The sequence below is a fragment of the Bacillus sp. ME78 genome, from assembly GCF_903970865.1.
Lineage (GTDB): Bacteria > Bacillota > Bacilli > Bacillales > Bacillaceae_G > Bacillus_A > Bacillus_A cereus.
Map to the genome: position 1 here is coordinate 1 of NZ_CAJCKK010000003.1, position 26,234 is coordinate 26,234.

Here is a 26,234-nt window from a genome sequence, read left to right on the forward strand (position 1 = left end):
GTGTTCCAGGCTTTTCTGGATCTGGTGTTCCAGGCTTTTCTGGATCTGGTGTTCCAGGTTTTTCTGGATCTGGTGTTCCAGGTTTCTCCGGATCTGGTGTTCCAGGCTTTTCTGGATCTGGTGTTTCTGGACCTGGTGGTGCTAAATGATTCAATTTGTTTAATACTTCTAATTGAACTGCATTTATCATTCCATTTGTAATTTCAAATGGAATTGGATTAGTTAATTTTTCATATCCTTTTGGTGCTTCTACTTCTACTAGTGTGTAGTTACCTACAGATAGATCTGCGATTTTTGCCTTTCCATCTTTATCTGTTGTTACTTTCACTACCACTTTTCCCTTGTCATCATGAACTTCAAACACAGCTCCTGATAAGACTTCCTTGCTTTCAGCGGCCATTTTTGTAATCTCCACTGAACCTTTGTCTAACTTTTCATTCTCTACTTTCAATGATAAGACTTTTGTCATACCTTTTTTAATTTCGAATGATACTGGTTCCGTTAACTTCTTGTAACCTGGTAAGCTCTTCGTCTCTACTAATTTGTATTTTCCTACTGATAGATCTGAAACGTTTGCTTTTCCTTCTTTATCTGTCGTTACTTCTGTTACTACTTTGCCTTGCTCATCTTGCACTTCGAAGACTACGCCTTCTAATACTTTTTGGCTATCTTTATCTACTTTTGTTACTTCTACATTTCCCTTGTCTAACATTTCATTTTCTACTGTTAAAGCAAGAGATTTTGTCATGCCTTTTTCAATTTGGAAAGTAATCGGATCTACCAATTGCTTATATCCTTTTGGTGCTTTTACTTCTACTAACTTGTATGTTCCAACTGATAAATTAGTAACTTGTGCTTGTCCTTTTTTATCTGTCGTTATTTTAGCGACTACTTGTCCTGCTGCATCTTGAATTTCAAAGACTGCATCAGCTAAAGCATCTTTATTTTCTTTATCTACTTTTGTAATTTCTATATTTCCTGTATCCACTAATTCATTTTCTACAGTCAATTGTAATGCTGTAACTCTACCTTTTTCAATTTCGAATGAAACTGGCTTTTCTAGTGGCTTGTATCCTGCCGGTGTTTCTACTTCTACTAACTCATACTTTCCAATAGATAAATCTGAAACGTTTGCTTTTCCTTCTTTATCCGTTGTTACTTTTGCAACTACTTTTCCTTTTGAGTCACGTACTTCAAATACAACATTTTCTAATGGTGCTTTACTGTCTTTATCTATTTTTGTGATTTCTACATTCCCCGTATCTACCATTTCATTTTCTACAGTGAACGTTAAAGATTTTGTCATACCTTTTTTAATTTCAAATGGTACAGGCTTTTCTAATTTTTTGTAGCCTGGTAAACTCTCTACTTCTACTAACTTGTACTTTCCTACTGATAAATCTGAAACTGTTGCTTTTCCAGCTTTATCTGTCGTTACTTTCGTTACCACCTTGCCTTTGTCGTCTTGAACTTCAAAGACTACACCTGCTAACGGTGCCTTATTATCTTTATCTATTTTTGTAATTTCTACATTTCCCGTATCTACCATTTCATTTTCTATTTTTAATGATAGAACTTCTGTCATTCCTTTTTTGATTTCAAACGATACTGGTTCTGTTAATTGTTTGTAACCTGGTAAGCTTTCTTTCTCTACTAATTTGTACTTTCCTACAGATAAGTCTGAGATTTTTGCTTTACCATTTTTATCTGTTTTTACTTCCGTTACTACTTTGCCTTGCTCATCTTGTACTTCGAAGACTACGCCTTCTAATACTTTTTGACTATCTTTATCTACTTTTGTTACTTCCACATTTCCCTTGTCTAACATTTCGTTTTCTACTGTTAAAGCAAGAGATTTTGTCATGCCTTTTTCAATTTGGAAAGTAATCGGATCTACTAATTGTTTATACCCTTTTGGTGCCTTTACTTCTACTAACTTGTATGTGCCGACGGATAAATTAGTAACTTGTGCTTGTCCTTTTTTATCTGTCGTTATTTTAGCGACTACTTGTCCTGCTTCATCTTGAATCTCAAATACTGCATCAGCTAAAGCATCTTTATTTTCTTTATCTACTTTTGTAATTTCTACATTTCCTGTATCCACTAATTCATTTTCTACTGTTAGCTTTAGCGCTGTTACTCTACCCTTTTCAATTTCGAATGAAATTGGCTTTTCTAGTGGTTTGTATCCTGCCGGTGTTTCTACTTCCACCAACTCATACTTCCCAATAGGTAAATCTGAAACGTTTGCTTTTCCTTCTTTATCCGTCGTTACTTTCGCAACTACTTTTCCTTTTAAATCACGTACTTCAAATACAACATTTTCTAATGGAGCTTTACTATCTTTATCTATTTTTGTTATCTCTACATTCCCTGTATCCACCATTTCATTTTCTACTTTTAATGATAGAACCTCGGTCATACCTTTTTTGATTTCAAATGATACTGGTTTTTCTAGTTTTTTATAACCAGGCAAACTTTCTACCTCTACTAATTCATACTTTCCTACAGGTAAATCTGAAACATTTGCTTTTCCATCTTTATCTGTCGTTACTTTTGTAACTTCATTCCCCTTTTCATCTTGGACGATGAATGTTACTCCCGCTAACGGTGCTTTATTATCTTTATCTATCTTTGTTATCTCTACATTTCCCGTATCTACCATTTCATTTTCTATTTTTAATGATAGAACTTCAGTCATGCCTTTTTTGATTTCAAATAATACTGGATCTGTTAGTTTCTTATAGCCTGGTAAACTTTCTTTCTCTACTAATTTGTACTTTCCTACTGATAGATCTGAGATTTTTGCTTTACCATCTTTATCTGTTTTTACTTCCTTTACTACTGTTCCAGCTTCATCTTGCACTTCAAAGACTACGCCTTTTAATGCTTTTTTGTTGTCTTTATCTACTTTTGTAATTTCTACTGAACCTTTATCTAACTGTTCATTTTCTACTTTCAATGATAGGACTGTTGTCATACCTTTTGTAATTTCGAATGATACTGGTTCTGTTAGCTTTTTGTAGCCAGGTAAACTTTTCGTCTCTACTAATTTGTACTTTCCTACTGATAAATCTGAGATTTTTGCTTTACCATCTTTATCTGTTTTTACTTCTGTTACTACTTTTCCTTGCTCATCTTGCACTTCGAAGACTACGCCTTCTAATACTTTTTGACTATCTTTATCTATTTTTGTAATTTCTACTGAGCCTTTGTCTAACTGCTCATTTTCTACTTTTATTACTAAAGCTTTTGTCATACCTTTTGTAATTTCAAATAGTACTGGTTCTGCTAGATTTTTGTAACCTGGTAAGCTTTTCGTCTCTACTAATTTGTACTTTCCTACTGATAGATCTGAAACGTTTGCTTTTCCTTCTTTATCTGTTACTACTTTTCTTACTACGCCATCTTTCTCATCTTGGACTTCAAATTCGACACCGGCTAATACTGCCCCGTTTTCTTTGTCCACTTTTGTAATTTCTATATTACCTTTGTCTACCATTGCATTTTCCACTTGTATTGGGAATATGCCGTCCCCTGTTACATTTACTTCGAACTCTGTTTCTTTTAATTGGTAGCCTTCAGGTGCTTTTGTTTCTTTTAAAATATATTTTCCTGGTGCTAACGGTTTAGAGATTGCCTTACCATCTTTATCTGTAACAATATGTTCGACTACTACACCGTCTTTTACTATATCAAACTCTGCATTTGCTAATGGTTTCTCACCATTTTCCGAATCAATTTTCTTTACTTCAATTTGACCCTTTTGCATAGTATTTTTAATTTCAATTGTTTTTGTTTCTCCAGCTTGAAGTGTAACCTCTACTGGACTTGTTAATTTTTGATATCCTTCTGGTGCTACTGTTTCATATACTTTATACGTCCCAGGAGCTAAAGTTTGAGGTACTGAAAAACCTTTTTCGTCCGTTTTCAGTTTTGCAACAACTTCATTTGCACTATTTCGGACTTCAAATTCGGCAGCTTTTAACCCTTTGTTCGGATTCTCAGAATCTATTTTATGAAGCGATACTGTACCATCTTTTGGAGCTTCAGGCGGCGTAATAGTTACTTCTTTTGATGTTAAAGTTTTATCATCAAAATGTAATTCCGCTTTATTAGGAATCTTCTTATCTACGTAAGAAGATAAGTCTGCATTATTTTTGATTTTCGCCTTGATACTGAGATTAATTATCTGGTCTTCATATGACTTATAGTCAAAACTCTCACCAAACGTAAATGTTACTTCACTTCTTTGTTTATCTATATTTAACGTTCCTTTAGAAGTAATATCTTGGCCATTTTGATCATACACTTTTGCCTCTAATACTTCTAAAACATCTTCTAAATCATCACTAATTACCATAGAAGTGTATTTAGGAGGATCGTTCGGTATATGTGTACCAACTTGGTATTGAATAACTTGATCCATTTTTGTTAACTGCTCATTCTCTACAAGCTTGCCATTCTCATCAACTATATTTTTTTCAATGCTAGGTGGATTATTGTCACCTGAACCGGATCCTCCCCCACCACTTACGAATACTTGTCCTACTTTTTCTTCAGTTTTAATATTTTTACCTTCTAATTTCACAGTATTTTTATGAGGCTTCGCAGCAGGATTTGTAACCTTTGTTTTATATCTTAAAATATAGCCTTTTGAACTGTCTGGAAACTCAATTATAAATCCAGTCTTCGTTGCATTTATTTTAATGTTAGATAAATCTGCTGGCTTAATATTTGTTGGTGCATAACCATCTTCAAATACAGCCTCTTCTAATACTACGCTGTCTGTAATTAACTCATGTCCAGGTCCTAATGTATCTGTTAATTTAAGATCTTGCATTTCTGTTCCAGTTGCATTTACATATACAAGCCAATCAGCAATCGAAGGATCTTCTTGATTATAAGAACCCCATTTCAATAGATTATCTGTATTGGGCTGTGGCTTCGGTCTCTCTGTCGTATTACTTACATTTACTTCTTTATTAACGATTTGACCATCAACGTTAAATTCTAATGGAATTTCTTTAACACCATCATATGCTTCTAAACCAAAGTAGAATTCTACGAATAAAGAACCTTTAATGTTATTCTTTCCTTCTACGTAATCACCCATAGTACACGTTAATAGACCCTTTTTCATCTCACATGTACCAACTGTTTTTCCTTCAGCATCTTTTAAAGGAAAACTCATATTCATAAGGTCTTTTCGAAACTCTTTTGGCATATCAATTGTGAATTGATCTCCACTTTTTATTTTTTCTTTAGCTGACCACTTCACTTCTACTTTCATACCATCTGAGGCTTGATACGGTTCAGATGTCGTGCCATCAGTACGGGAAATATTAATTTCGTCCACTGGACTTTTCATCACAGCAGCTTGAATAACTGGAGCCCACACATTCAGCACTGAAAATAATACTAGAAAAACTAATGAAACCATTGAAATATGTCTTTTAGTACTTTTCATTTGCATAGTTCCCTCCTATTTTTTATATTTATATAACAAAAAAAGACCGTCCGGTTGCATCAAAAATGTGCAACCAGACGATCTTAGTAACCAATATGTATTACCGTAGACTCTAAGCTTTGCGGCCTATCCTTTCGAATAGTGTGCTAAAAATATCTTTTATTCTTTTTTTGTTTCATTTTCCTCTTAAACCAAATATTACTATACCGTCTGGACGGTTATAATTCAATACTCTATAAAATTGTTCTATTTTTCTAATAAAAAAAATAATTCACGACTGCATTAAAGAAGCAATGGTGAATTATTTTCGCATTATATAGTTCGTATATTCTATTTATATGAATTACCAATAAGAGCTTGAATCACTTTTTCTCTTAACTCGGGGCTTAGTCTTCCAACCCCTAAATATTCCGAATACCATAATCCATCTGCTGCTAATCTAATAATTGTTGCACAAACTGAATCTATCTCATCATTTTCTATATTCTTTTGCAGTTGCTGAAATGATTGTTGTAATGGCTCAAGTAATTCAGGTTTTAACATGAATGCTGCCATCATACTACTAGATAACTCTTCTGTTCTTCTCTCATTATTTAATCTTTCCTCTACAAAAGAGCGAACCCATCTCCCTTTCTTCTCTACGTCTTCCGCTACTTTATTGTAAATGGCTCCCTCATAATCCTCTACCCCTCTGACTATCATACCTTCTATTAAAGCTTCTTTATTTGAAAAGTGATACAATAATCCACCTTTACTTACACCCGCCTCTTTTGCCACTGCTTCTAAGGTTAATTTAGCAACCCCTTTACATTGCACAATTTGAGAAGCGGCCGCCAAAATCTTTTGCCGCGTTATGCTTATACTCATTCCTTTTTAAAACCCCATTTCTACTAAATTTATATAAATACGAATCTTATTTTTAATATTGTTGATTACTACTAAGTATTTTCTTTATACAACAAAAGCTTCATTACCTTTGAATTTTTAGTTACTTATTCTATTAAAAATTTCCATATCATTCAATATGATAACATTAAACACACAAAGCTGACTATACATCTATACTTTTGTATTTATTGAAAATATATCCATAAACACGAAATGTATAAAAATTGATTATCCTTATACATCTAATCTATAATTTAAAGAGGTTTATATTTTCATAAAAATAAAGTGAAATTTTATAAGGATGATTCCATTGAAAAAATTTTCTATTAGTTATTTAATATGCTTATTGTTTTTTTCTATCATTGTGAATGTTTTACAGTATACAAGCGTTCCAAATTATGCGGATTCATGGGGGCCGATTTGGGTATCTATTATTATGCTTTCAATTCTTGGAAGTATTCCTGTTTTTATCGGTTGTTTAATAGGCGAATTTTGTTATAGAAAAATAAGAGGAAGTCACGAATTAAAAATCGGTATTCCTTTATTTATAGTGTTAGGTATTTCCTACAATCATTTCTTCTTTATGTTGTTTAACGACCGATATTTTCTATCCTTTAATTTAGAAGCCTTTTTGGAAACAGGCCTACCTATTACGTTATCATCTTTATTATTTTACCTTATAAGACGCCGTTAATTCTTTCATCATTACATAAAAAAATGTTATTACTCTTGTTACATCGAGTAATAACATTTTTATTTAAATCTATTTAACTAATTTGCTTCCAACTAGCATCCTTCACATCTTCACTAGTCGGTTTTCTAACTAATCCAACAAAACATTCCTCGCAAGCACCAAATGCAATAAAATTTTTCTGTGCTTGTCTTAACGAGACTTCATTCGCCCCGCCTTCATAGTCAGGATCGTTAAACTGAACCCCATCATCTTCCCAGTAACATATATTACAAATTTCATATGTATCTGGTGGTTCTTCTTCCATTGTTCTATACCCGCAGCACGGACATGTATATTTCATTCTGTTACTCCATTATTCATTTCTTTTTTCTCCCATATATTCCGACTCACAAAGAATGTCACAGCACAAATCATAGTTATCCCCATGAAAAATGTATTAGAATCTTCATATGTAGTTGGAATGCCTACCGTTACGAAAACAATACTAAAAGCTAAAAGTAGATATAATAATAAAGATATAATATAGCTGAGTTTAAATCGTAAAATGATACCTCTAAACAATAGCTCACCAAGTAGACAGCCACCTAAAATAATAGGTACTCCGAAATACAATGTAAGGACTCCCATTTGCGCAGTAGATTGAATTATCTTTCCAATTATGTTCGGCGAAACCAGCTCACTATTGTTTCCCAACCTATCATATAAATCAAGTGCTGTTGCTGAAATAAAGAAACTTAATATAGAAAATGAATACGGTATTAAAAATTTGCTCACTCTCATTCACCTCACTTTTTTTGTTTCACATATATTATTCATTACTTTCACAAAAAAAATAGCCCTCTATGCTAAAACATAGAGGGCATAATTTTTATATAAAAACCTATACCTTATCCTGAAATCCCCCCTAAACAGAACATCTAAACTATCTGTGCCCTATATTCTTTAGGGGATAGGTGGTTATTAGAAAGTAGTGCCTTCTTTTTTATAATATTCTTTTGAAATCTCTTCATAAAATGCGGCTGATGTCGCGTAGAAATACGGTGCTAACCATAAGAAACCGATTCCTATAGTAAGAATACTTAATATGAACCAGCCTAAGAAACTTAAGCATAGTAAAAAGTAATCCATTTTATGTCCATTCATCATATGACGACTCTCAGTAATCGCTTGATTCGCTGTATATTCTGGATGATCATTCAAAATAAAATATGTCATAGAATAAGAAAATGATTTAATAATACCTGGAATAATAAGAAGTAATGTCCATAGAGTCAAGTATACATACATTAGTAAATATGTTAAAAACGACTTCATCAACTTACTTCCATCGCTAAACCATCTAAATATATGACCAATGCGAGCATCAGTCCCACGAATTGCATTTAAAACAAGATAATAGGCACCTATTGTTAATGGACCAATAACAAGCATTACTATAATACTTACTGTAAGTGAATCACTTGCCTCTTCCCAACCCCAAAATATCGAGAAAATACCTGTTGTTAGCATTTCAACAGCTCCAATAAGGATTCCAATTAATAAAGTTGCCCCTACCGCTAATCCCCATCTTCCTTTTAATGCATCAAGTGCTTCTCTTTTCAACTGACTTATCATATATAACCTCCTAATACTATTTGTATTTTAGTATACCATTTATATCAAAAATTCCACATATTTTCCTAAAACAGAAGCATACTCCTTTTTGCATACGTATTGATACATGTGTGCTGTAGTTGTACTAATATATGGATTAAACGACTCTTTTCCCTATAACAAAAAAGCTTGCCCTTCATAATAGGCAAGCTTTCTCAAGTTATTTCTCACTTAACTTCTTCTTATACCAATTCTGCATTCTCTCCGCATCTTCTACTCTCGTATGCTCTATTTTATAACTAGATGATGCACTCGAAAACTTATACGTACATAAATCCGCACGGCGCTGGAAATATGATTGTGTCTTCTCCATTGATTGGACATGTCTTCTTCTAATAAGTCCTGTATATTTTCCGACGCTACGATAGACAAGTGTAATTTGTTCTCCGTTAACACTGTAACCATTTGTTTTAAATGTTGCGTATCCAAGTGTAAAGATGAGGATCGCGAGCGGAATTAATGCCCACATGATGAAGTGCTTTTCAGAGTATATACTTATTCCAATAAACGGGATTGCTAGCATTGCGAAGAAAATGAAACTATCAATGAGATAGCGGCGTAATGCTGCTTTTGGTAATGCAATAATGTTTGCATTCAGTTCGTATGGTAATTGTAAATGGGCGAGTAACTGTTGTACTCGATCTTTTCGAATGATTGGGTGCAGTGTAACCTTTTCTTTTTCGTCACTCATTCCTTTACTTTGAATGACTTCTACTTGCACAGCACAATAACCGAATGGTTGGCGTAAAATACTTTCTTTTATCGTAATACCTTGAATACGATGCAATTTTAGTACGAGCTCTTTTTTCTCAAGCAATCCTTGCGAAATGCGGACTTCGTCATTTCTTCGATTCACTGTGAAATCGCCATGTTTTAACGCGTAACCGATTGTAGATATAATCCAAGAAAGAACGAGTAACATGGCTACCATGAAAATCCAGCCATATATATCATGTTCCATTACATACGACTTTACGCCATTCTCTATCCATTTCGGAATGTACTCATCTACTTGGTGATAAACGAAAAAGATTAAAGAGAATAATAGTCCAAATTGACCAGATGTAACAGATGCTAATAAAATCTCTTTCCAAGTTAATTTATATTCTGTCGCTTGTTTTTCTTCTGTAACAATTTCTTTTTCTACTACATTTTCTGTTGCTTCGTCTAACGTTCCTTCTGCTTTCACTTCTGGAGTTGACTCATTTAGCAAAGTAATAAGCTCCGCCGCTTCTTCTGCCGTAATACCAGCTAAGCTAACTTCTGCTTCATCGCCCCCACCAGCTGTTTCAATCTGAATTTTTTTTAAACCGAGCATTTGATATAGTACGTTAGAGCTTGTATTAATCGTTTGAACACGTTCTTTATTTAAGTAGCTCTCCTTTTTCACGAAGAGACCTTTTTTCACATGTAATACGTTATTTTCAACCCAATATGTTGTGTAATACCATTTTTCAAATGCTGAAAAAACGGTGAGTAAACCAAATGCTGCGGGAATTAAATACCAAAACGGGAATTTTCCGTTTAAGCTAAACATGAAAATAATGAGTGGTATAAAATCTGTTATTTTTAATTCTAATAACATCGTGATTGGATGCTGCCTCTTATACATCCTCATCACTCACTTTCGCTAATTCTGCGATTTTCGTTTTCAACATTTCTGCTTCATACATCGTTAAGCCTGGGATGCTATGAGAAGTTGCTGCTGTTGAAATGTGTAATTCTGCTAAGCCATATTTTCTCATAATTGGTCCTTGTTCAATCGTTACGTGCTGCACACGAATCATCGGTACTAATACGCGCTTTACGACAAAAAGACCATGCTGAATTTCAAGCTCTTCTTCATTTAGTTGGTAGCTGTAATAACGTTGACGTAGTTTCGGGAATAAGAAGTACGAAAATGGTGCGAACACAACTGTCAGCCCAATCATTACATACAAAATCCACGCCCACCAATCAAACTTTATCATGAGGAAAAGGTAAGCTAAAATGACGAGTATACCAATCCCTTCTTGAATTACAGCACGAACTTTCCACACCTTGACCATGTCAGGGTGAATTTCATTTTTCAATGGACCCATGTAACCACTCCAAATCTAGTAATCTAATATATGAATACTCCCAATCTATATTTTACATAACTTTACAGAAAATTGAAATTTAATCTTCTTTCTTCTCCGGAATAAAATATCCGAACCAAAGTAACCAAATGAAACCGATTAACTTTAGCCAACTTCCATCCGCTTGAAAAGCTTCAATCATACCTGGTATTTTATAAATCCCAATAAATCCAAGAAAACCGAGCCACCAGTTTTTTTGCATTTTCATCTTTACTCCTCCTTCATGACGTTTTTCACATTTCGAATCCAAATTTCTTTATACTTTAAATGGAATCCCATGAGCATATAGTTGCTCATATTATCGATCACAAGCGCTAGCGTATGAGCATTTTCTTCCGTTTCATGTTGTGACACAACGCCCAGTCTCGCGCCTTTCTTCAATAAATCGTGGAAACCATGTAAGAAATCCTCTTGTATTTCAAATAAACGTTTCTGGTACTTTTCATTTCGCGATGCAGTTACGATAAATTCATTGATAACGCGTAGTATTCCTTCTTGCCCTTCATACTCAGAGAGCATATGTAAACCATCTGCGATTAGCTTTTCTGCAAAGTTTTCTTTCGTATACTGCTCTTTATCGAAGTAATTTGCAAAATGATAATCAGAAAAAATCTCTTCAAATAAAAAATCAACTAACGCTTCTTTAGAAGAAAAATGATAGTAAATAGCCGGTTTTGAAATACCTACCTCTTTCGCAATCATGGAAAGACTCATCTTCTCAATGCCGTGTTCTGCCATAAGTTTAAATGATGCCTCTACAATGTTCTGCGATGTTTGTAAATTCTTCGTCATACTGTACCTCACTTATTTTTACTTACCGGTCGGTAAGTAAATTGTAAAATAAAAAATTATCGTTTGCAAGTTTGATTCAAAACTATATATTACTTTTTCAATCTATATTATGAATCTGGATCATATTCCTTAATAATTACTACAATAATCTTTAATCCAGTTAAATCACAAAAAGCACCGTTGTGAGTGCTTCTTGTAATCTAATATTTAGGCCCCATGTAATCATAACTTTGATCTAGCGCTTTTAATAAATCAATCGCACCCTTTAACTCTCTTTTATCAGACTCTAATTCTTCCATTCGTCTTTCAATATCTTTTTTAAAAGATTCTAAATCGCTAATGGCTTTTTTCCCTACTCCAAGTTGAGACCAGCTTGATAAGAGTAAATCATGTACAGTACTTACCACTCTTTTATTATGGTTTAAATCTTGAATCATATGGTCAAATTGTTGTAAAGCTTGGCTCAATGCTTCTTCATTTAAGTAAATTCTCGGCATCTTAATCTTCTCCCTTAATATTGTTGATCCGTCTTCTTATAATCCTCGGCTTTCTTCTCAATAAAATCTGAAATTTCCGTTGCTGTTCGTATGTACCAAAAACTTAAATGCTCTACATGTGCACGTATATTATTTACTTTAGCTTCTACCCGTCTACTTTCAGCCGTTTCTAATAATGTCATCATATTAGAAATTAACCTCGGTACTCTATCTTGAAATTCTTGCGCGTTTCGCTTCATATCTCTTACAGCTTGTTCTAAATTCTCTACCACTACACGAATCTCTCCCCCGCCTAATAACGCGCCTGGTGAATCATAAACTCTTTCATTCGTGTCTACATTTAACAAGTATTTATTTGATAAAGATCCATTCTCTCCAAACCGGAAGTTCTGATCTGTTTGATAATGATAACCAGGGCCACTTATCGAATTTAAAAATCGAGTAACATCCATCCCAAGCTTTTGCTGTAATGATAGCTTTGACATTTCTTCTTTCGAAATTGGTGGGGTTACCGCATAAGTAGAGCCTATATGACTTTCATATGCACCAAATGGTCCATAGCCAATTGAATCATTTCCGTGAACAACACTTACAATTCTATTATTAAACTCACCATTATTTGCTCTTTCTTGTAAATCAGGCGGTAACAAATGTTTTGCACTCGGCGCATTCCATGACATACATCTTACATTATCATTAGATGCCGCTGCATACTCCGCTAAAGCTCCCCCTAACGAATGACCCGTCGTATATATCTCTACATCATCCCTGTCCTTGTATGTATCCGTTACTTGTTTCATGACCCTTTCAGCTTGTTCGAATTGATTATGTGTTTCCCAGCGCTGATTCTCTTCATTCCAATATTTCTTTGAACCTTCATTCTCAGTCCCTGCTACAGGAGGTGCTGCTGGTTCATGAACACCTTCTCGTAATACAAAATGATTAGTATCTGTTTTTAAATCCTTCATACCTTCCCCTGGCTTCATCGGAATGCCTAAAGAGTTTTTCTCTATAATTTTATCCCCTTCTGTTCCTCGGAAAGCTACCATAACTTGCTTCTTCCCATCGACATCTCGTTCAAAGACTACTGCGTCCATTCCGGTTTGTTTGTCGTGGAATGTTTCTCCTACTTTCCATGTCTGTAAAACTTTTTTTTGATCTGTATAATCCTTTATCTCATAATTTTTACCTAAATCATTCCTATATGCTCCTTTTGCCAAATCATAATAAGTTTGATCTAAAACTGCACTTTCTTTCATTCTTTCACTCCTATAATAAATAGTTTATTCTAATTATATAGTTTATCATTAGGAGAGGGTGATTTTTTTGAAAAAAAAGGGATTTTTATTAATAATAATTATAATTATATTTTTTATTGGAGGGTTTATGTATATGAACAAACAAGAGAACAATGAAGAAATAGCATTAAAAGAAAAAGCGACAAAGATCGCAATCCAACATTTTAAAGAGGATAAAAAACTAGATGTTACAGTGACAAAAGTCGAATTCGGCCCTGCAGATTTTGGAGTAATTTTTGTATCGGGTCATGTAACCAATAATCCAAATCGTAAAATAACTGCAGATATAAATTATAGAGATAAATATAGGGTTGAAAGTATTAGTTATGATGACTGAAAATAATATGAAAATAAAGTATATTTTTGTTGGCCCTTTGTATTAATTCCAATTATTTCATATGTATATAAAGGATAAGATCAATATTCAATAAGCTCAACTTCTAACGTTAAAAATTTAGAAGCAATGTATCAAACTTTTGGGCACCTAACAATAAGGTGTCTATTTTTATTTTCAAAAGGAGCCCCTCAAATAATTCTTAAAAACCTAGATTGATTTGAACCTATTAAAACATTTTAAAGTTTCTCTTCTGCAACATTTGATATATCCCTAATTTAGGAACCAATGATTGGAGGAGAATTATGTTGCATAAAAGATTGTTTTTATATTTAGTTTTCATTTTCATTATTACTACCTTAGGAGACTGTAATAATGAAAATAATACCGATGAAGAAATCATTAATAAAGCAACAGAAGAAACCATTCAATATTTCAAAAAAACAGAGGGCTTAGATGTATCAATTACAGATCATGAATTTGGACCAAAAGACTTTCAAACTATCTCTATATCAGGCTATGTGACTAATGATAAAACGAAAGAATTTACTGCTTCAGTTGAATACGCAAATAATTATCATATCGGCGCTATTTCAACCACCAAAAATTTAGAGCTTAAAAACTAATAATCCAGGCACTTTAGAGTGCCTTTTCTTTATACTTCACCACACCATATTCTGTGGATATACAATTTAGTTAAGAGGAATATAACGCACTATTAACGGAGTGATTATTCGTGAAAAAATATGCTATAAGATTATTCTTTATTTTTACACTTATCCTTTTAGGAGGTTGTACTATAGATCAAAAGAATGAGGAACAACAAATTGTTAATAAAGCAACAGAAGAAACCATTCAGTATTTCAAAGAAAAAGAGAATTTAGAAGTGACTATTACGAATCATCGATTTCCTTCTAATGATATCGAAACTATTTTTATAACTGGTCATATCAAAGATGATACAAATAAGAAATTTACTACTTCAATTGATTATAAGGATGATTATAATATCGGTTCTATCTCTACTACTAATTTCAGCCTAAAACACTGAAAAGACAATCTGAATTATACCTTCTTTTGAAGTATTAATCATTAAAACAAAAAAGCATCCTAAATCACAAATTTAGGATGCTTTCTTTTTAATCCCTATTCAGCAACCGCATACGATAACAATTCATCGTTACTTCCCCAAGTCTTTGCAGTAATTGATAGTTCGCATACGCGCCGACTGGGGCACCGATTATGGGTACGAGCTGAAGCATTTTTGCTAAATCGATATAGTCTCGGTACTCTGTTTGGAACTTTTCCCAGTCCATATGGTTTTCTTCTTCTGTATCCCACGTTTCGATGGCTTTCCATATTTCTTTTCGGTGGTCGTCACTTGAAAAGGCAAGTTGGAAAACGTGAAGGATAAAAAGGCGCTCTTCTTTGTCGCTCGTATCAAATCCGTACAATGTTGCTGCATCGAATAAAAATTTAATTTTAATGCCGAGTAGAAGCGGAAAGTCAGCAAGGCCAAGGAGAATACCGCCTGCTCCCGTCCCTGCTCCTTCTGCCGCTGCTATTTTTTTGTACTCATCCATTTTTTTACGTACTTCATCGTCTCGTCTTTGCAATGACCAGTTCGTCTCTTTTAATTTCGGCTTTATAAAGTTTGATCCGGCGCTAATTGTTTGTACCATCATCCGAATCGTTTCTGTTAATACTTTTTGCACTTTCGCCGGAATAAGCTGTTGTACTTTCGTCTGCACTTTCTTTGAGAACCGTGTCATCATAGAAGAATCTTTCATGAATGTAGCTTTCCACTGCTCCAGCTCTTTTATAACCTTTTCTTCATATGTAATCATAGGTTCATTCCCTTCAATTTAAACGCTCAATACGTTTTGCCCCGTATTGATAAACGAAACCGATACTAAATACTATGCTCACGACTAGTAAAATTCCCGTCATCATGAAATCTTTCGTCGCAAGGGCAAATATAACTGTAAATACAACGCTGCCAGTAAGAAGAATTGCATTTAATAAAGTAAGAAAATCTTTCTTCTTCTCTTCTCCCCCGACCGGATACAAATCAAGCCAAATCTTCATGCGGTGATGCTTCCATAAAGTTAATAGCTGATAACCGATTAAGTATAAGAAAATAAGGCTTACGATAAATCGTCCATATAAAAACGGAATGAAGTAAAGAATAACCCCTCCAAGAGCGAGCAGGCGCACATATAAGCCGAAATAGTTACCCGATCGTAAAAACGTTCTCGTATATAAGTATAAATATGTACGCTTTTCGCCGATTATCGACAGAATGAAATCCAGCCATTTTCGGCGAGATACTCTTTCTTTTAATGCTGGTACATCAACGAACATATTCGCAATTCGGTACAGCAGCATCATTTTCTTACCTTCTTCAGAAATTAAATACTCCCAGTTTAGCGGCTTTCCTTTTACCATTTGATGCATGATAGCAAGATATAACACCATGAGCAGAACGATTCCGCCAATAACAAGAACTGAAGTACGTTCTACAAGGAAATATACAAATAAACCGTTTAAGATAAAACGAATAAACCAATCAGCCCTTTGTATATTTTGATCTGTTAAAAATGACTTTTCCCACGCGACGAATAAATTCCACGCTTTTACAATGACAAATGCGAGGACAATCCATATGTAGCCAGCACCTGTTTGCTTCATTTGTTGGAAGTATAACGGAGCAAGCGCAGCTGCTACGATTGCGATTATGTATAACTGAATCATAAATGTAAAAAGAAATGCCTTGGTGAAGTAAGGTTTTAACTTTTCTTCAACTGGCAGTAAGTAAACGAGATCCGCTTCTTTTAATAACGTTTGAATGGATCCAGCTGTTAACACGAGTCCAATTAATACTGCCATTACGAGCGCAGTTGGAAACGAAGATGTTAACGTTTGTAACCATTGCTGGTAATAATACGCTCCCGCACCGATGATGAACACAAAAATAAATTTCAAATGATCATTAAATACGTATTTACTATATGTACGAACTTCTTTTAGAAAGTGACGAAATCGTTCTTTCCATAACGCTGTGCTATTCATAATCTTCTTCCTTTGTTAGCGCGATGTAAATATCATCTAACGTTGCACCTGGCATATTAAACTGTGATTGCAGCTCAGATAACGTTCCCTTCGCTCTTACTTCACCTTGATGCAGAATAATGAACGAATCACAATAACGCTCTGCCGTCGCTAAAATATGTGTGCTCATTAAAATACCGGCTCCACTCTTTTTCATTTGATCCATCATTTGAAGAAGAGATTGAATTGCTAACGGATCTAATCCAACGAAAGGTTCGTCTACTATGTAAAGAGATGGCTCAACTAAAAACGCGCTCATAATCATTACTTTTTGTTTCATCCCTTTTGAGAAATGAGATGGAAACCATTTTAAACGATTTTTCATGCGAAATTCATGTAATAGTTGTCCTACACGTTCTTCATATTGTTTTTCATCAACACCGTACGCCATCGCTGTTAATTTCAAATGCTCTTCTAACGTTAATTCATCATATAATACCGGCGTTTCTGGAATGAATGAAAAGCTAGAACGGTACGCTGTCATATCATCACGAATTGTTTTCCCATTAATTGTGACAGTTCCTTTTTTCGGTTCCATTAAACCGATAATATGTTTAATCGTCGTACTTTTACCAGCTCCATTTAAACCGATTAAGCCGACAAGTTCGCCTTTATTAACAGAGAACGAAACATCTTTTAATACAGGTCGTTTCGTATATCCTCCTGTAACATTTTCTACACGCAATAACTCGCTCATACGACACCACTTTCTTCATTAGTATTCATTCTATATTCATCTTACCAAAAATTATGCTGTACTACATAGTATCCATGTACTCAAAAAAAAAAATTTAAATTTATTAGCATATATTTTCCCGAAAGCGGACATCATAATTAGTGAAGAAGGAACACATTGAAAAAGCGACCACCAATTGATGAGTACAACAACATAGTTAAGTCATCATGAAATGGGGTGTCCATGTTGGACAAAGAAATTTACACATAACCAGATCATTTGTTTCATTTTAGAAACGGGGTGTCTCCGAAAGAGCATATACTGTTTTAAAAAATAAACAATTTCCTTTTATAAAAGATTGCAATTCATTTCACTTGAAAATGGGGTGTCTACGGCAGAAACTTTAGCCGATTTACCGTGCATTTCTTAAATAAATGAGGTGTCTGCGAAACGTAAATTACGATAATGCTTTTTCAATCCCTCTTCAGAAAACAGGAAGCTGAGTCAGCTTCCTGTTTTTCGTGTTTGTTCTCTTATGTAATTATGGTAAAATACGGCTAAGGATATTTGAAAGGATGAGATCAATGAATCATACAGCAGACAATTGTATTTTTTGTAAAATCATTGACGGGCAAATCCCTTGCTCAAAAGTATACGAAGATGAACATGTGCTTGCATTTTTAGATATTAGTCAAGTAACAAAAGGACATACTCTTGTTATTCCGAAAGTTCACAAACAAGACATTTTTGCGTTAACGCCAGAAATCGCATCACACATTTTTTCTGTCGTTCCAAAAATCGCAAATGCGATTAAAGCAGAGTTTAATCCAGTTGGCTTTAACCTACTTAACAATAACGGTGAAAAAGCTGGACAAACTGTGTTCCACTTCCACCTTCATTTAATTCCACGCTACGGTGAAAAAGATGGTTTCGGTGCTGTTTGGAAATCACACCAAAATGAATACACTATGGAAAATTTACAAAACATCGCAAGTACAATTGCAAATAGTGTGAAATAATGACACTATAAGAAGGCGTAATACATAACAAGCCACTTCCCTGAAGTCATCAAATTCCGCATGGCTTGTTTCTTCACTTAAAATGCTCAGGGATGATTGTTTGTGCATAGCACATATAAGAAAGATATGCATATTTTTTCACATCATGAATACGAACAAAAAATAAGGAGGTTTCCTTTTATGTCAAAAGCTAAATCCTTTATTACAGGTGTTATTTGCGGGGGAGCAGTTGCTGGACTGGCCGTTCTTTTCTCAACTCCTTCTTCTGGTAAAGACATGCGCGGCAAGTTAAAAGAAAAAGGAAATGATATTAAAAAGACTTTAGCTGATATTACAGCTGATACGAAATTATTAAAGCGTCAAATTGTTGAAACTGCTTCAGAAGGTAAAGAAGTGTTTCAAGAATTAAAAGATGACATGCAAGACACGCTTTCTAACTGGAAACAAGATATTTCTCAAAACAAGCGCCATATTGAGAAAGAAATTTTAGACATCCAAAAGTCAATTGAGAAACTGCAAGAAGCTGTTCCAGAAAAAGCGTAAACAAATTCCTGCTTAGTTTTTTGCATATAACAAATATTTTTTATATAAATTGACCTTGACACGGCATATCGTATAGATATGCCGTGTTTTTATGCATTTACAATATATGTTATCAATTAACATGTAAGGACAACGCATGTATTCACGACTCATAAAACGCTTCCATAGTTATGCATGATTTGTATAGAATGTCATTTTGTTAAAAAATTTTCACAATTCTTACAAAAAGACTTTATTAATTTTTATTTTACTGGCATAATAGATAGTAATGAAAAAGAATGTTAAAGTGGGTGAGTAAATGAAAAGTGGAGAAAAAGATTACTCGGTAAAAGAAGCGATGATTTTCAGCCAACGCATTGCTCAATTATCGAAAGCGTTATGGAAATGTGTAGAGAAAGATTGGCAGCAGTGGATTAAACCTTACGATTTAAATATTAATGAACATCATATTTTAACAATCGCTTATCATTTAAAAGGGGCTTCTATTTCTGAGATTGCTAAGTTTGGAGTTATGCATGTATCAACAGCGTTTAACTTCTCGAAAAAGCTGGAAGAACGCGGCTATCTTGTATTCTCAAAAAAGGAAGATGATAAACGAAATACGTACATTGAAATTACAGACAAAGGGGAAGAATTACTACTTCGCTTAATGGAGGAGTATGATCCTGAAAATAATTCAGTGTTTAATGGGGCTCTTGCACTTCGTAATTTTTATGGGAAGTTCCCAGAAAATATCGAACTGATTGCAATCCTGCGTAATATTTACGGACAAGACTTTATCGATATTTTTGAGAAATCATTAGAAGATATTGAAGAGAACTTTACAGAATCCGATCAAAAGTTAGTTAAGAAATAATCTATTTATTTTTTCGCAATCATGCTTAAGAATTCATTCATAAGCGGCTTAAATAAACCTTGTTTTGCTAGCGCTTCCGCAGTTTCGTGTACTTCGAGCTGATGTGGAAGCGCTTTTTCAAATTGATCTAACAGCGCATCGAACAAAAGAAGCCCTTCTGCTTTCTCCACTACATATTGCTCGTTCAGTTTTTCACAAAGATTTAGTATACGTTCAATATCTTTTTTACGAGCTTTTTTCTTTATGATCAAAGAATAAAATGGACACTTCTCTTCATCAATCATTTTAAATAGTAGGTCTACATAGTATTCAGCTTGTTCTAATCTTCTAACAACGTCCATTTTCTCCCTCACTTTCTAACACAAAGTCTTCTATTTCTGAATTTTGTAACACGAACAAAATATCGTGTGATACAATATATGTATATGTATTTTAGCCAAAAGGAGGTCTCGCCTCATGACACTTATAACAGTTGTTTTTGTCGCATTCGCACTTCTTGTTATATTTTACACGAATTTCATGACACATACACTGTGTGAACGAAAACAAATAGCTGCGAGCCGCCAGCCCGGTGTCTTTCGGGTTATTAATGTATGTATAACAATTTTATTAATTTCTAGTTATATAGAAATTATATTTCATGGAAAGTGAGGAAGGAAAGCTCCTTCCTCACTTTTTTCCTCTATAAGCAAATTATACCTACAATAACCAATAAAATAAACAGTACAAGTAATAAAATAAGTTGAGAATTCATCCCCATCCCCTCCTCTATTCTGTATATGCGGCATACGCCCAATATGGCACACTTTCAAAATCTGACACGTACTGGTTAATTTTTCTTTATCAATATGAAAACGCGTCGAAATATGATATATTAAATTTTGTACATATTGCTTATACTATAGAACAAAACATTCATCAAAACTTTATCCTCAGCCACGGTAAGCCCTGTTAAGCGCGCTTTACCAATACAAAAAAGCAAAAGTATCAGTGAGACTTAATCGGGCTCTTATGAATTTAAAATTCATCGGTGTAGGATAAATTAAAAATACATAATAGTAGGAGTGTTTATCGAATGAAGAAAGCTATGCTTGCCTTAGCCGCAACAAGTGTAATCGCATTATCAGCATGTGGAACATCATCATCAGACAAAATCGTTACATCTAAAGCTGGTGACATTACAAAAGAAGAATTCTACGATCAAATGAAGACACAAGCTGGTAAACAAGTACTAAACAACATGGTTATGGAAAAAGTACTTATTAAAAACTACAAAGTTGAAGACAAAGATGTAGACAAAAAGTTCGATGAAATGAAAAAACAATACGGTGATCAATTCGATACCCTAATGAAACAACAAGGTATTAAAGAAGAAACTATAAAAAATAGTGTACGTGCTCAATTAGCTCAAGAAAAAGCGGTTGAACAATCGATTACTGATAAAGATGTAAAAGCAAAATTCGAGGATTATAAAAAGGAAATTAAAGCAAGTCATATCCTTGTAAAAGATGAAGAAACTGCTAAAAAAGTGAAAGATGAACTTGCTCAAGGTAAATCTTTCGAAGAATTAGCAAAACAATACTCTGAAGATACAGGTTCAAAAGAAAAAGGTGGCGACTTAGGATTCTTCGGACCAGGGAAAATGGTAAAAGAATTTGAAGAAGCAGCTCAAAAGTTGAAAAAAGGTGAAGTAAGCGAACCTGTAAAAACACAATTTGGTTACCATATTATTAAAGTAACTGATAATCACGCAGATGCTACTTTCGATAAAGCAAAAGCTGATATTAAAAAATCACTAGCTCAAGAAAAAACGCAAGATGCTCAATTCATGAACGATCTTATGATGAAAGAAATCAAAAAAGCTGACGTAAAAGTTGACGATAAAGATTTAAAAGATCTTTTCAAAGAGCAAAAAGCTGACGATAAAAAAGACGAAAAGAAATAATGAAAAGCTCGGGCTAAGCCCGAGCTTTTTTATGTCCCCTCTTCCAGGGGGAAATTGTATACAGATTGGGTAAATGAAATTACATGATTGACTCTTCGATTCTATAGAAAGGATAACGTCTTTTTCATTTTATGGATAGTGTAAAATCTTAGTTAGTTTTACACTATCTTCGTTACCGAAAGTTTATTTTGTCATTCGTTTAACTAAAACCATCTTTTATGCATTTCACTTAAAAACATTTCTGTGATTCTAAATCCTGAACTTTCCCCTATAATAGAGTCAATCCCACAATGCGGACAAACTGCTGTGTTATCATCATCCCACCACTCTGTAATTTTTTCTGGATGGAAAATTTCTAAACAATAGAAACAACCACATATAACATCCTTTTCTAAGTGCTTTCTATTACGAGAACAAAAACGATGTGCTTCCTCAAAATATTTTCCCATCAGTATCCCCCTATTCCTGATTGTTTCTATACTTTACTTAGATTATCCTCGGCAAAATTGCAATTATTTCTTACAGAAAAACAAAAAACCCTTGATTCACAACGCGTGGAACCAAGGGTTTATCTCATCATTATTGATTAAATTAAGAAACTATGTTAAATTAGTACAGAAATACGTTTTCTAAAATACACAGAACGTATTTATCCGTATCTTAATTGTACAACAAAACCTTTCTTCAGTCAACCTCTATTTTTCACTTTTAAAGGAGTGCTACCGTATGAACAAAAAACTTGATCAAGAGCAACAACGATTGGATACCGTAATCGAAACGATTACTCAGCAAATTGATAAACTGGAAAACGAAACTGGCAGACGCCGGGCAGAAGTAATCAATATTCGTAAACACTTTTGGGATGATGTGAAAGTGAACACGGATACTTTTGATGATTATCTTGAAACAGTTATCAACTTAAGACAACAAGCTCAGTCACTAGCTGTCACACAAATTACCCATAAGCACACCTTTAATCGACTTGCCGCATTAAGACGCATGCATAAAGCACCTTATTTTGGACGAATTGATTTCAAAGAAGAAGGAGAATCTGCTGCGGATCAAATTTATATCGGTGTTGCTACACTTACGGATGCTAGCGGAGAAAACTTTCTTATATATGACTGGCGCGCACCTATTTCGAGTGTATACTACGATTATCCACCAGGACCAGCTGAATACAGTACACCAGGAGGCGTAATTCGCGGTAATGTGGAGAAAAAATTACAATACATTATTCAAAATGGCGAGATTGATTCTATGTTCGATACGAGCCTTACAATTGGCGATGAAATCTTGCAACAAGCACTCGGAAAAGGTACGAACAAACATATGCAAAGTATCGTCGCTACGATTCAGCGTGAGCAAAATGAAATTATCCGTCACGATGAAGGCCGCCTCCTTATCGTTCAAGGAGCTGCTGGTAGTGGTAAAACATCTGCTGCCCTTCAGCGAATCGCCTACTTACTATATAAATATCGCGAATGGCTAAAAGCGGATCAAATTATTCTCTTCTCCCCTAACTCTATGTTCAATAGCTACGTTTCTAACGTACTACCTGAACTTGGTGAAGAAAATATGCAGCAAGTTACATTCCAAGAGTATTTAAATCATAGACTAAGTAAGTCATTTGATGTTGAAGACCCTTATGAGCAATTGGAATATATGTTAACTGAAACGAATAGCCCTACCTATAAAACGAGAAATGCGGGCATCCGATTTAAAGCATCCACTCAATTTTTCGAGATGATTAGAGCGTACAGACAATCTCTTGAATCTTCAGGCATGCTATTTAGAGGAATGAAATTTAGAGGAAAACTGATTGTCTCTGCAAAAGAAATTACAGAGCAATTTTATAATACTGACTCCTCCCTCCGCTTCCATAGTCGAATTGAAAAGTTAACGGATTGGCTAAATAAACAAATAGATACACTCGAAAAATCAGAACTGAAAAAGCCTTGGGTAGAAGAAGAAATTGAATTACTTAGTAAAGATGAATACCAAAAGGCTTATAAATATTTACAGAAAAAAGGCGAGTTTGACGACAACTCCTTTCAAGACTTTGAGAAAGAAACAAGAGTACTTGGGCGTATGATTGTCCGTAAAAAAATGAAGCCACTTCGTAAAGGCGTTCAAACATTGCGTTTCATCAATTTCACAAGCATATATAAACAGCTCTTCACAGATGCATCATGGGTTACTGGGGAAAAACCGAAAGAGTGGGATGACATTTGCTCATTAACAGTGAACATGCTTGATGAAGGAAAGCTATATTACGAGGATGCGACTCCATTTTTACTTTTAAAAGAATTAATTGAAGGCTTCCAAACGAACAGATCGATTAAACACGTACTCGTAGATGAAGCGCAAGATTATTCTCCGTTTCAGTTCGAGTTCTTAAAACGTCTCTTCCCTGCTGCAAGAATGACTGTACTCGGAGACTTTAACCAAGCGATATTTGCCCATGCGAGTGAAGCAGTGAATTTCAATACACTTACTAGCTTATACGGACCTGATGAAACGAACGGTATCAACTTAACTCGTAGCTACCGCTCAACAAAACCAATTATTGAATTTACACGTGCTCTCGTACCGGAAGGAAAGAACATTCACGCCTTTGAACGTGACGGCGCGAAACCTACAGTGACGAAAGTATCAAATGAAAGCGAACTGCACGAACATATTACTGCCAAAGTTGCTGAACTACAAAAAGAGCAGCACAATACGATCGCAATTATATGTAAATCTGCAGCTGAAAGCGCCGCGGCTTACGAAGCACTTAATCATATCGAGAATATTAAACTCGTGAAGAGTAACTCTGCCGAGTATGAGCAAGGCATCGTCGTGATCCCTGCTTATTTAGCGAAGGGTATTGAATTTGACGCTGTTATTATTTACGATGCTTCTAAAGATGTGTACAGTGATGAGAGCGTTCGTAGATTGTTCTACACCGCTTGTACGCGCGCAATGCATGAGTTGCAACTTTATAGTGTTGGCGAGGTTAGTCCTTTTGTGCTTGGGGCTGATTCGGATAGTTTTGAACTTATAACGAGAACACCTTGATCATTATCAAGGTGTTCTCTTCATTCTAAATGGCATATCTTTACGTCGATATACACTTAACACAATCCCCATTAAAAGCGCATGAAATACAGTCGGTGTTAATCCATAACTAATAAAAGGTAATGATATAGCAGCAATCGGCAATAAGCCTAAAATCATGCCCACGTTATAAATAAACTGGACTACAAAAAGAGTCATTCCTCCAATGAGAAGCAATTTACCATATCGGTCATTTATTTTATAAGATATGATTACTAATCTTGCTACAAAAAGAGAAAGAACAGAAACCAGAATTAGCGCAAGCACATACCCATAATAGTAAGTCAAACTTGCAAATACAAAATCAGTATCCGCAGCAGGGATGAATTTTGTATCTCCAGATGTACCAAACCAACCAGCCGATGACATTACCTCTTTTAAACGTATATACATAAATCCTGCACCACCTGCATCACTCTCCGGATTTAAATACCCTAAAATTCTATCTAAGTGGTATCCTGAAGACCAGGATACCGATGCCCTGATAATAAATAAACAAATGGGTACAATCGTAATAATCAACGCCGTTTTCTTTCCTAACTTACTCCACCAAAGCATAACGAATACCATTGTCATATAAACAAAAATTGACGAAAGGGTTGATACAATCAAAAATAAATACAAAGAAAATAAATATAAAACCACAAGATGTATAACCTTTAACCTACTATTATTGAAAAAAGAAGCCCACGCTAGAAAAAAGAACGGTACTGCTATTAAACAATCAATTTCAATGGGACCAATTTTTATTAACGGTTCTCCAGTCAACGAAGCGTTCGGAAAACAGTATAGCATTAACAGAATAAGTACTCCGATTGTGTAAAACAACCCTCCCCTTCTCTCTAATTTCCGATAATCAATCAGCATCATCCCAAAAGCTGTTACAACACCGAGAATAACAAATATCACCTTATTCATTATTACATCATTCGTATATCCAAAAGCTAAAACTGGCAAAAACCCTAGCCCCATCGCAGCCACTAATAAACCAATTAAAAACCAATCAACCTTTGGCTTATACAGTTTGTTAAGTTCTTCGCCAAGTTTGACCGGACTTCCCATTTGTTCAACAGCCTTATCTTCAGCAACTTCCTCACTTAATCCTTTATCCATCCACATATTCTTCGCCTGTTTTAAGTGAAAGTCTAGTTCCATCGCCACCAAATCCTTCGCTTCTTTTGATTTAATATGGTTCGTAACTTCTTTTAAAAAACGCTCCCCTTTTTTGTTCAATTT

The 26,234-nt window shown here is 34.6% G+C and carries 28 protein-coding genes and 1 riboswitch; of the genes, 10 read left to right on the top strand and 18 right to left on the bottom strand.

From position 1 onward, the window contains the following. Both H6481_RS05495 and H6481_RS05500 read right to left on the bottom strand, forming a co-directional pair. On the bottom strand, positions 1-5,476 hold a 5,476-nt coding region (locus H6481_RS05495; RefSeq protein WP_182811142.1), incomplete at its 3' end, for a SpaA isopeptide-forming pilin-related protein. Between the two features lie 59 nt (positions 5,477-5,535). Next, positions 5,536-5,628, bottom strand: a riboswitch (cyclic di-GMP riboswitch). A gap of 172 nt (positions 5,629-5,800) precedes the next feature. After that, positions 5,801-6,337, bottom strand: coding sequence for a TetR/AcrR family transcriptional regulator (locus tag H6481_RS05500; RefSeq protein WP_063546736.1), 537 nt, complete (start codon positions 6,335-6,337; stop codon positions 5,801-5,803). 331 nt (positions 6,338-6,668) lie between these two features. On the opposite strand from H6481_RS05500, the gene H6481_RS05505 reads away from it, so the two are divergent. Beyond that, positions 6,669-7,052 (top strand): hypothetical protein, encoded by a 384-nt coding sequence (locus tag H6481_RS05505; protein WP_063546734.1) that lies wholly within the window; start codon positions 6,669-6,671, stop codon positions 7,050-7,052. A 73-nt stretch (positions 7,053-7,125) separates the two neighbouring features. Here the strand turns inward: H6481_RS05505 and H6481_RS05510 are convergent, their stop codons facing one another. The 9 genes from H6481_RS05510 to H6481_RS05550 form a co-directional block, all read right to left on the bottom strand. After that, positions 7,126-7,392, bottom strand: a complete 267-nt coding sequence (locus tag H6481_RS05510) for a CPCC family cysteine-rich protein (RefSeq protein WP_023521374.1) — start codon at positions 7,390-7,392, stop codon at positions 7,126-7,128. Then, a complete protein-coding gene (locus tag H6481_RS05515; protein WP_080469748.1) occupies positions 7,389-7,832 on the bottom strand; it encodes a hypothetical protein in 444 nt (147 codons plus the stop codon). Before H6481_RS05515 ends, H6481_RS05510 begins: the two co-directional genes overlap by 4 nt. 180 nt (positions 7,833-8,012) lie before the next feature. Continuing rightward, positions 8,013-8,666 (bottom strand): DUF975 family protein, encoded by a 654-nt coding sequence (locus tag H6481_RS05520; protein WP_000625399.1) that lies wholly within the window; start codon positions 8,664-8,666, stop codon positions 8,013-8,015. A 199-nt stretch (positions 8,667-8,865) separates the two neighbouring features. Beyond that, on the bottom strand, positions 8,866-10,317 hold the full coding sequence (locus H6481_RS05525) for a PH domain-containing protein (RefSeq protein ID WP_097987105.1): 1,452 nt from the start codon (positions 10,315-10,317) through the stop codon (positions 8,866-8,868). Next, positions 10,310-10,786, bottom strand: coding sequence for a PH domain-containing protein (locus H6481_RS05530; protein WP_023521369.1), 477 nt, complete (start codon positions 10,784-10,786; stop codon positions 10,310-10,312). The genes H6481_RS05525 and H6481_RS05530 overlap by 8 nt, the downstream gene beginning before the upstream one ends. Before the next feature lie 79 nt (positions 10,787-10,865). Beyond that, a complete protein-coding gene (locus H6481_RS05535) occupies positions 10,866-11,033 on the bottom strand; it encodes a hypothetical protein (protein WP_000783806.1) in 168 nt (55 codons plus the stop codon). Between the two features lie 2 nt (positions 11,034-11,035). After that, on the bottom strand, positions 11,036-11,617 hold the full coding sequence (locus H6481_RS05540; protein WP_016082590.1) for a TetR/AcrR family transcriptional regulator: 582 nt from the start codon (positions 11,615-11,617) through the stop codon (positions 11,036-11,038). Positions 11,618-11,817: 200 nt separating this feature from the next. Then, on the bottom strand, positions 11,818-12,114 hold the full coding sequence (locus H6481_RS05545; RefSeq protein WP_002030222.1) for a hypothetical protein: 297 nt from the start codon (positions 12,112-12,114) through the stop codon (positions 11,818-11,820). A 14-nt stretch (positions 12,115-12,128) separates the two neighbouring features. Further along, positions 12,129-13,373, bottom strand: coding sequence for a DUF2974 domain-containing protein (locus H6481_RS05550; RefSeq protein ID WP_097919875.1), 1,245 nt, complete (start codon positions 13,371-13,373; stop codon positions 12,129-12,131). Positions 13,374-13,506: 133 nt separating this feature from the next. Here H6481_RS05550 and H6481_RS05555 point away from each other — a divergent pair, with 133 nt between their 5' ends. The 3 genes from H6481_RS05555 to H6481_RS05565 all read left to right on the top strand — a co-directional run bounded on the left by H6481_RS05555 (position 13,507) and on the right by H6481_RS05565 (position 14,797). After that, complete coding sequence (locus tag H6481_RS05555; protein ID WP_223259179.1) at positions 13,507-13,749, top strand: hypothetical protein; 243 nt, start codon at positions 13,507-13,509, stop codon at positions 13,747-13,749. Between the two features lie 302 nt (positions 13,750-14,051). Beyond that, a complete protein-coding gene (locus H6481_RS05560; protein WP_023521366.1) occupies positions 14,052-14,372 on the top strand; it encodes a DUF1433 domain-containing protein in 321 nt (106 codons plus the stop codon). Between the two features lie 110 nt (positions 14,373-14,482). Continuing rightward, positions 14,483-14,797: a hypothetical protein gene (locus H6481_RS05565; RefSeq protein ID WP_000759576.1), complete on the top strand. Its 315-nt coding sequence runs from the start codon at positions 14,483-14,485 to the stop codon at positions 14,795-14,797. A gap of 88 nt (positions 14,798-14,885) precedes the next feature. On the opposite strand, the gene ecsC is transcribed toward H6481_RS05565, so the two are convergent. Genes ecsC through ecsA form a run of 3 tightly spaced genes read right to left on the bottom strand, consistent with a single transcriptional unit; the run spans position 14,886 to position 17,554 of the window. Next, complete coding sequence (ecsC, locus tag H6481_RS05570; RefSeq protein ID WP_000634126.1) at positions 14,886-15,593, bottom strand: ecs operon protein EcsC; 708 nt, start codon at positions 15,591-15,593, stop codon at positions 14,886-14,888. Positions 15,594-15,606: 13 nt separating this feature from the next. After that, positions 15,607-16,818 (bottom strand): ABC transporter permease EcsB, encoded by a 1,212-nt coding sequence (gene ecsB, locus H6481_RS05575; protein WP_088020728.1) that lies wholly within the window; start codon positions 16,816-16,818, stop codon positions 15,607-15,609. Then, positions 16,811-17,554, bottom strand: coding sequence for an ABC transporter ATP-binding protein EcsA (gene ecsA, locus H6481_RS05580; RefSeq protein ID WP_001292598.1), 744 nt, complete (start codon positions 17,552-17,554; stop codon positions 16,811-16,813). Before ecsA ends, ecsB begins: the two co-directional genes overlap by 8 nt. Positions 17,555-18,117: 563 nt before the next feature. Between ecsA and H6481_RS05585 the strand changes: the two genes are divergently transcribed. From H6481_RS05585 to H6481_RS05595, 3 genes are all read left to right on the top strand, one after another. Then, complete coding sequence (locus H6481_RS05585) at positions 18,118-18,552, top strand: HIT family protein (protein ID WP_001016835.1); 435 nt, start codon at positions 18,118-18,120, stop codon at positions 18,550-18,552. 180 nt (positions 18,553-18,732) lie between these two features. Further along, on the top strand, positions 18,733-19,095 hold the full coding sequence (locus tag H6481_RS05590; RefSeq protein ID WP_000030302.1) for a YtxH domain-containing protein: 363 nt from the start codon (positions 18,733-18,735) through the stop codon (positions 19,093-19,095). Between the two features lie 298 nt (positions 19,096-19,393). After that, positions 19,394-19,951: an HTH-type transcriptional regulator Hpr gene (locus H6481_RS05595; protein WP_000834924.1), complete on the top strand. Its 558-nt coding sequence runs from the start codon at positions 19,394-19,396 to the stop codon at positions 19,949-19,951. Positions 19,952-19,956: 5 nt separating this feature from the next. Here the strand turns inward: H6481_RS05595 and H6481_RS05600 are convergent, their stop codons facing one another. Continuing rightward, on the bottom strand, positions 19,957-20,292 hold the full coding sequence (locus H6481_RS05600) for a DUF1878 family protein (RefSeq protein ID WP_000383655.1): 336 nt from the start codon (positions 20,290-20,292) through the stop codon (positions 19,957-19,959). 115 nt (positions 20,293-20,407) lie between these two features. Here H6481_RS05600 and H6481_RS05605 point away from each other — a divergent pair, with 115 nt between their 5' ends. Continuing rightward, positions 20,408-20,602: a hypothetical protein gene (locus H6481_RS05605; RefSeq protein WP_000172690.1), complete on the top strand. Its 195-nt coding sequence runs from the start codon at positions 20,408-20,410 to the stop codon at positions 20,600-20,602. 31 nt (positions 20,603-20,633) lie between these two features. Here the strand turns inward: H6481_RS05605 and H6481_RS29090 are convergent, their stop codons facing one another. Continuing rightward, positions 20,634-20,747: a hypothetical protein gene (locus H6481_RS29090; protein ID WP_002023459.1), complete on the bottom strand. Its 114-nt coding sequence runs from the start codon at positions 20,745-20,747 to the stop codon at positions 20,634-20,636. A gap of 279 nt (positions 20,748-21,026) precedes the next feature. Here H6481_RS29090 and prsA point away from each other — a divergent pair, with 279 nt between their 5' ends. Then, positions 21,027-21,896 (top strand): peptidylprolyl isomerase PrsA, encoded by an 870-nt coding sequence (prsA, locus tag H6481_RS05610; protein WP_097919872.1) that lies wholly within the window; start codon positions 21,027-21,029, stop codon positions 21,894-21,896. Positions 21,897-22,099: 203 nt separating this feature from the next. Here the strand turns inward: prsA and H6481_RS05615 are convergent, their stop codons facing one another. Next, complete coding sequence (locus tag H6481_RS05615) at positions 22,100-22,345, bottom strand: hypothetical protein (RefSeq protein WP_064532783.1); 246 nt, start codon at positions 22,343-22,345, stop codon at positions 22,100-22,102. A 277-nt stretch (positions 22,346-22,622) separates the two neighbouring features. On the opposite strand from H6481_RS05615, the gene helD reads away from it, so the two are divergent. Next, positions 22,623-24,959, top strand: coding sequence for an RNA polymerase recycling motor HelD (gene helD / locus H6481_RS05620; protein WP_063546708.1), 2,337 nt, complete (start codon positions 22,623-22,625; stop codon positions 24,957-24,959). Positions 24,960-24,965: 6 nt separating this feature from the next. Here the strand turns inward: helD and H6481_RS05625 are convergent, their stop codons facing one another. Then, positions 24,966-26,231 (bottom strand): FtsW/RodA/SpoVE family cell cycle protein, encoded by a 1,266-nt coding sequence (locus tag H6481_RS05625; protein ID WP_182811144.1) that lies wholly within the window; start codon positions 26,229-26,231, stop codon positions 24,966-24,968. Between the last annotated feature and the right edge of the window lie 3 nt (positions 26,232-26,234).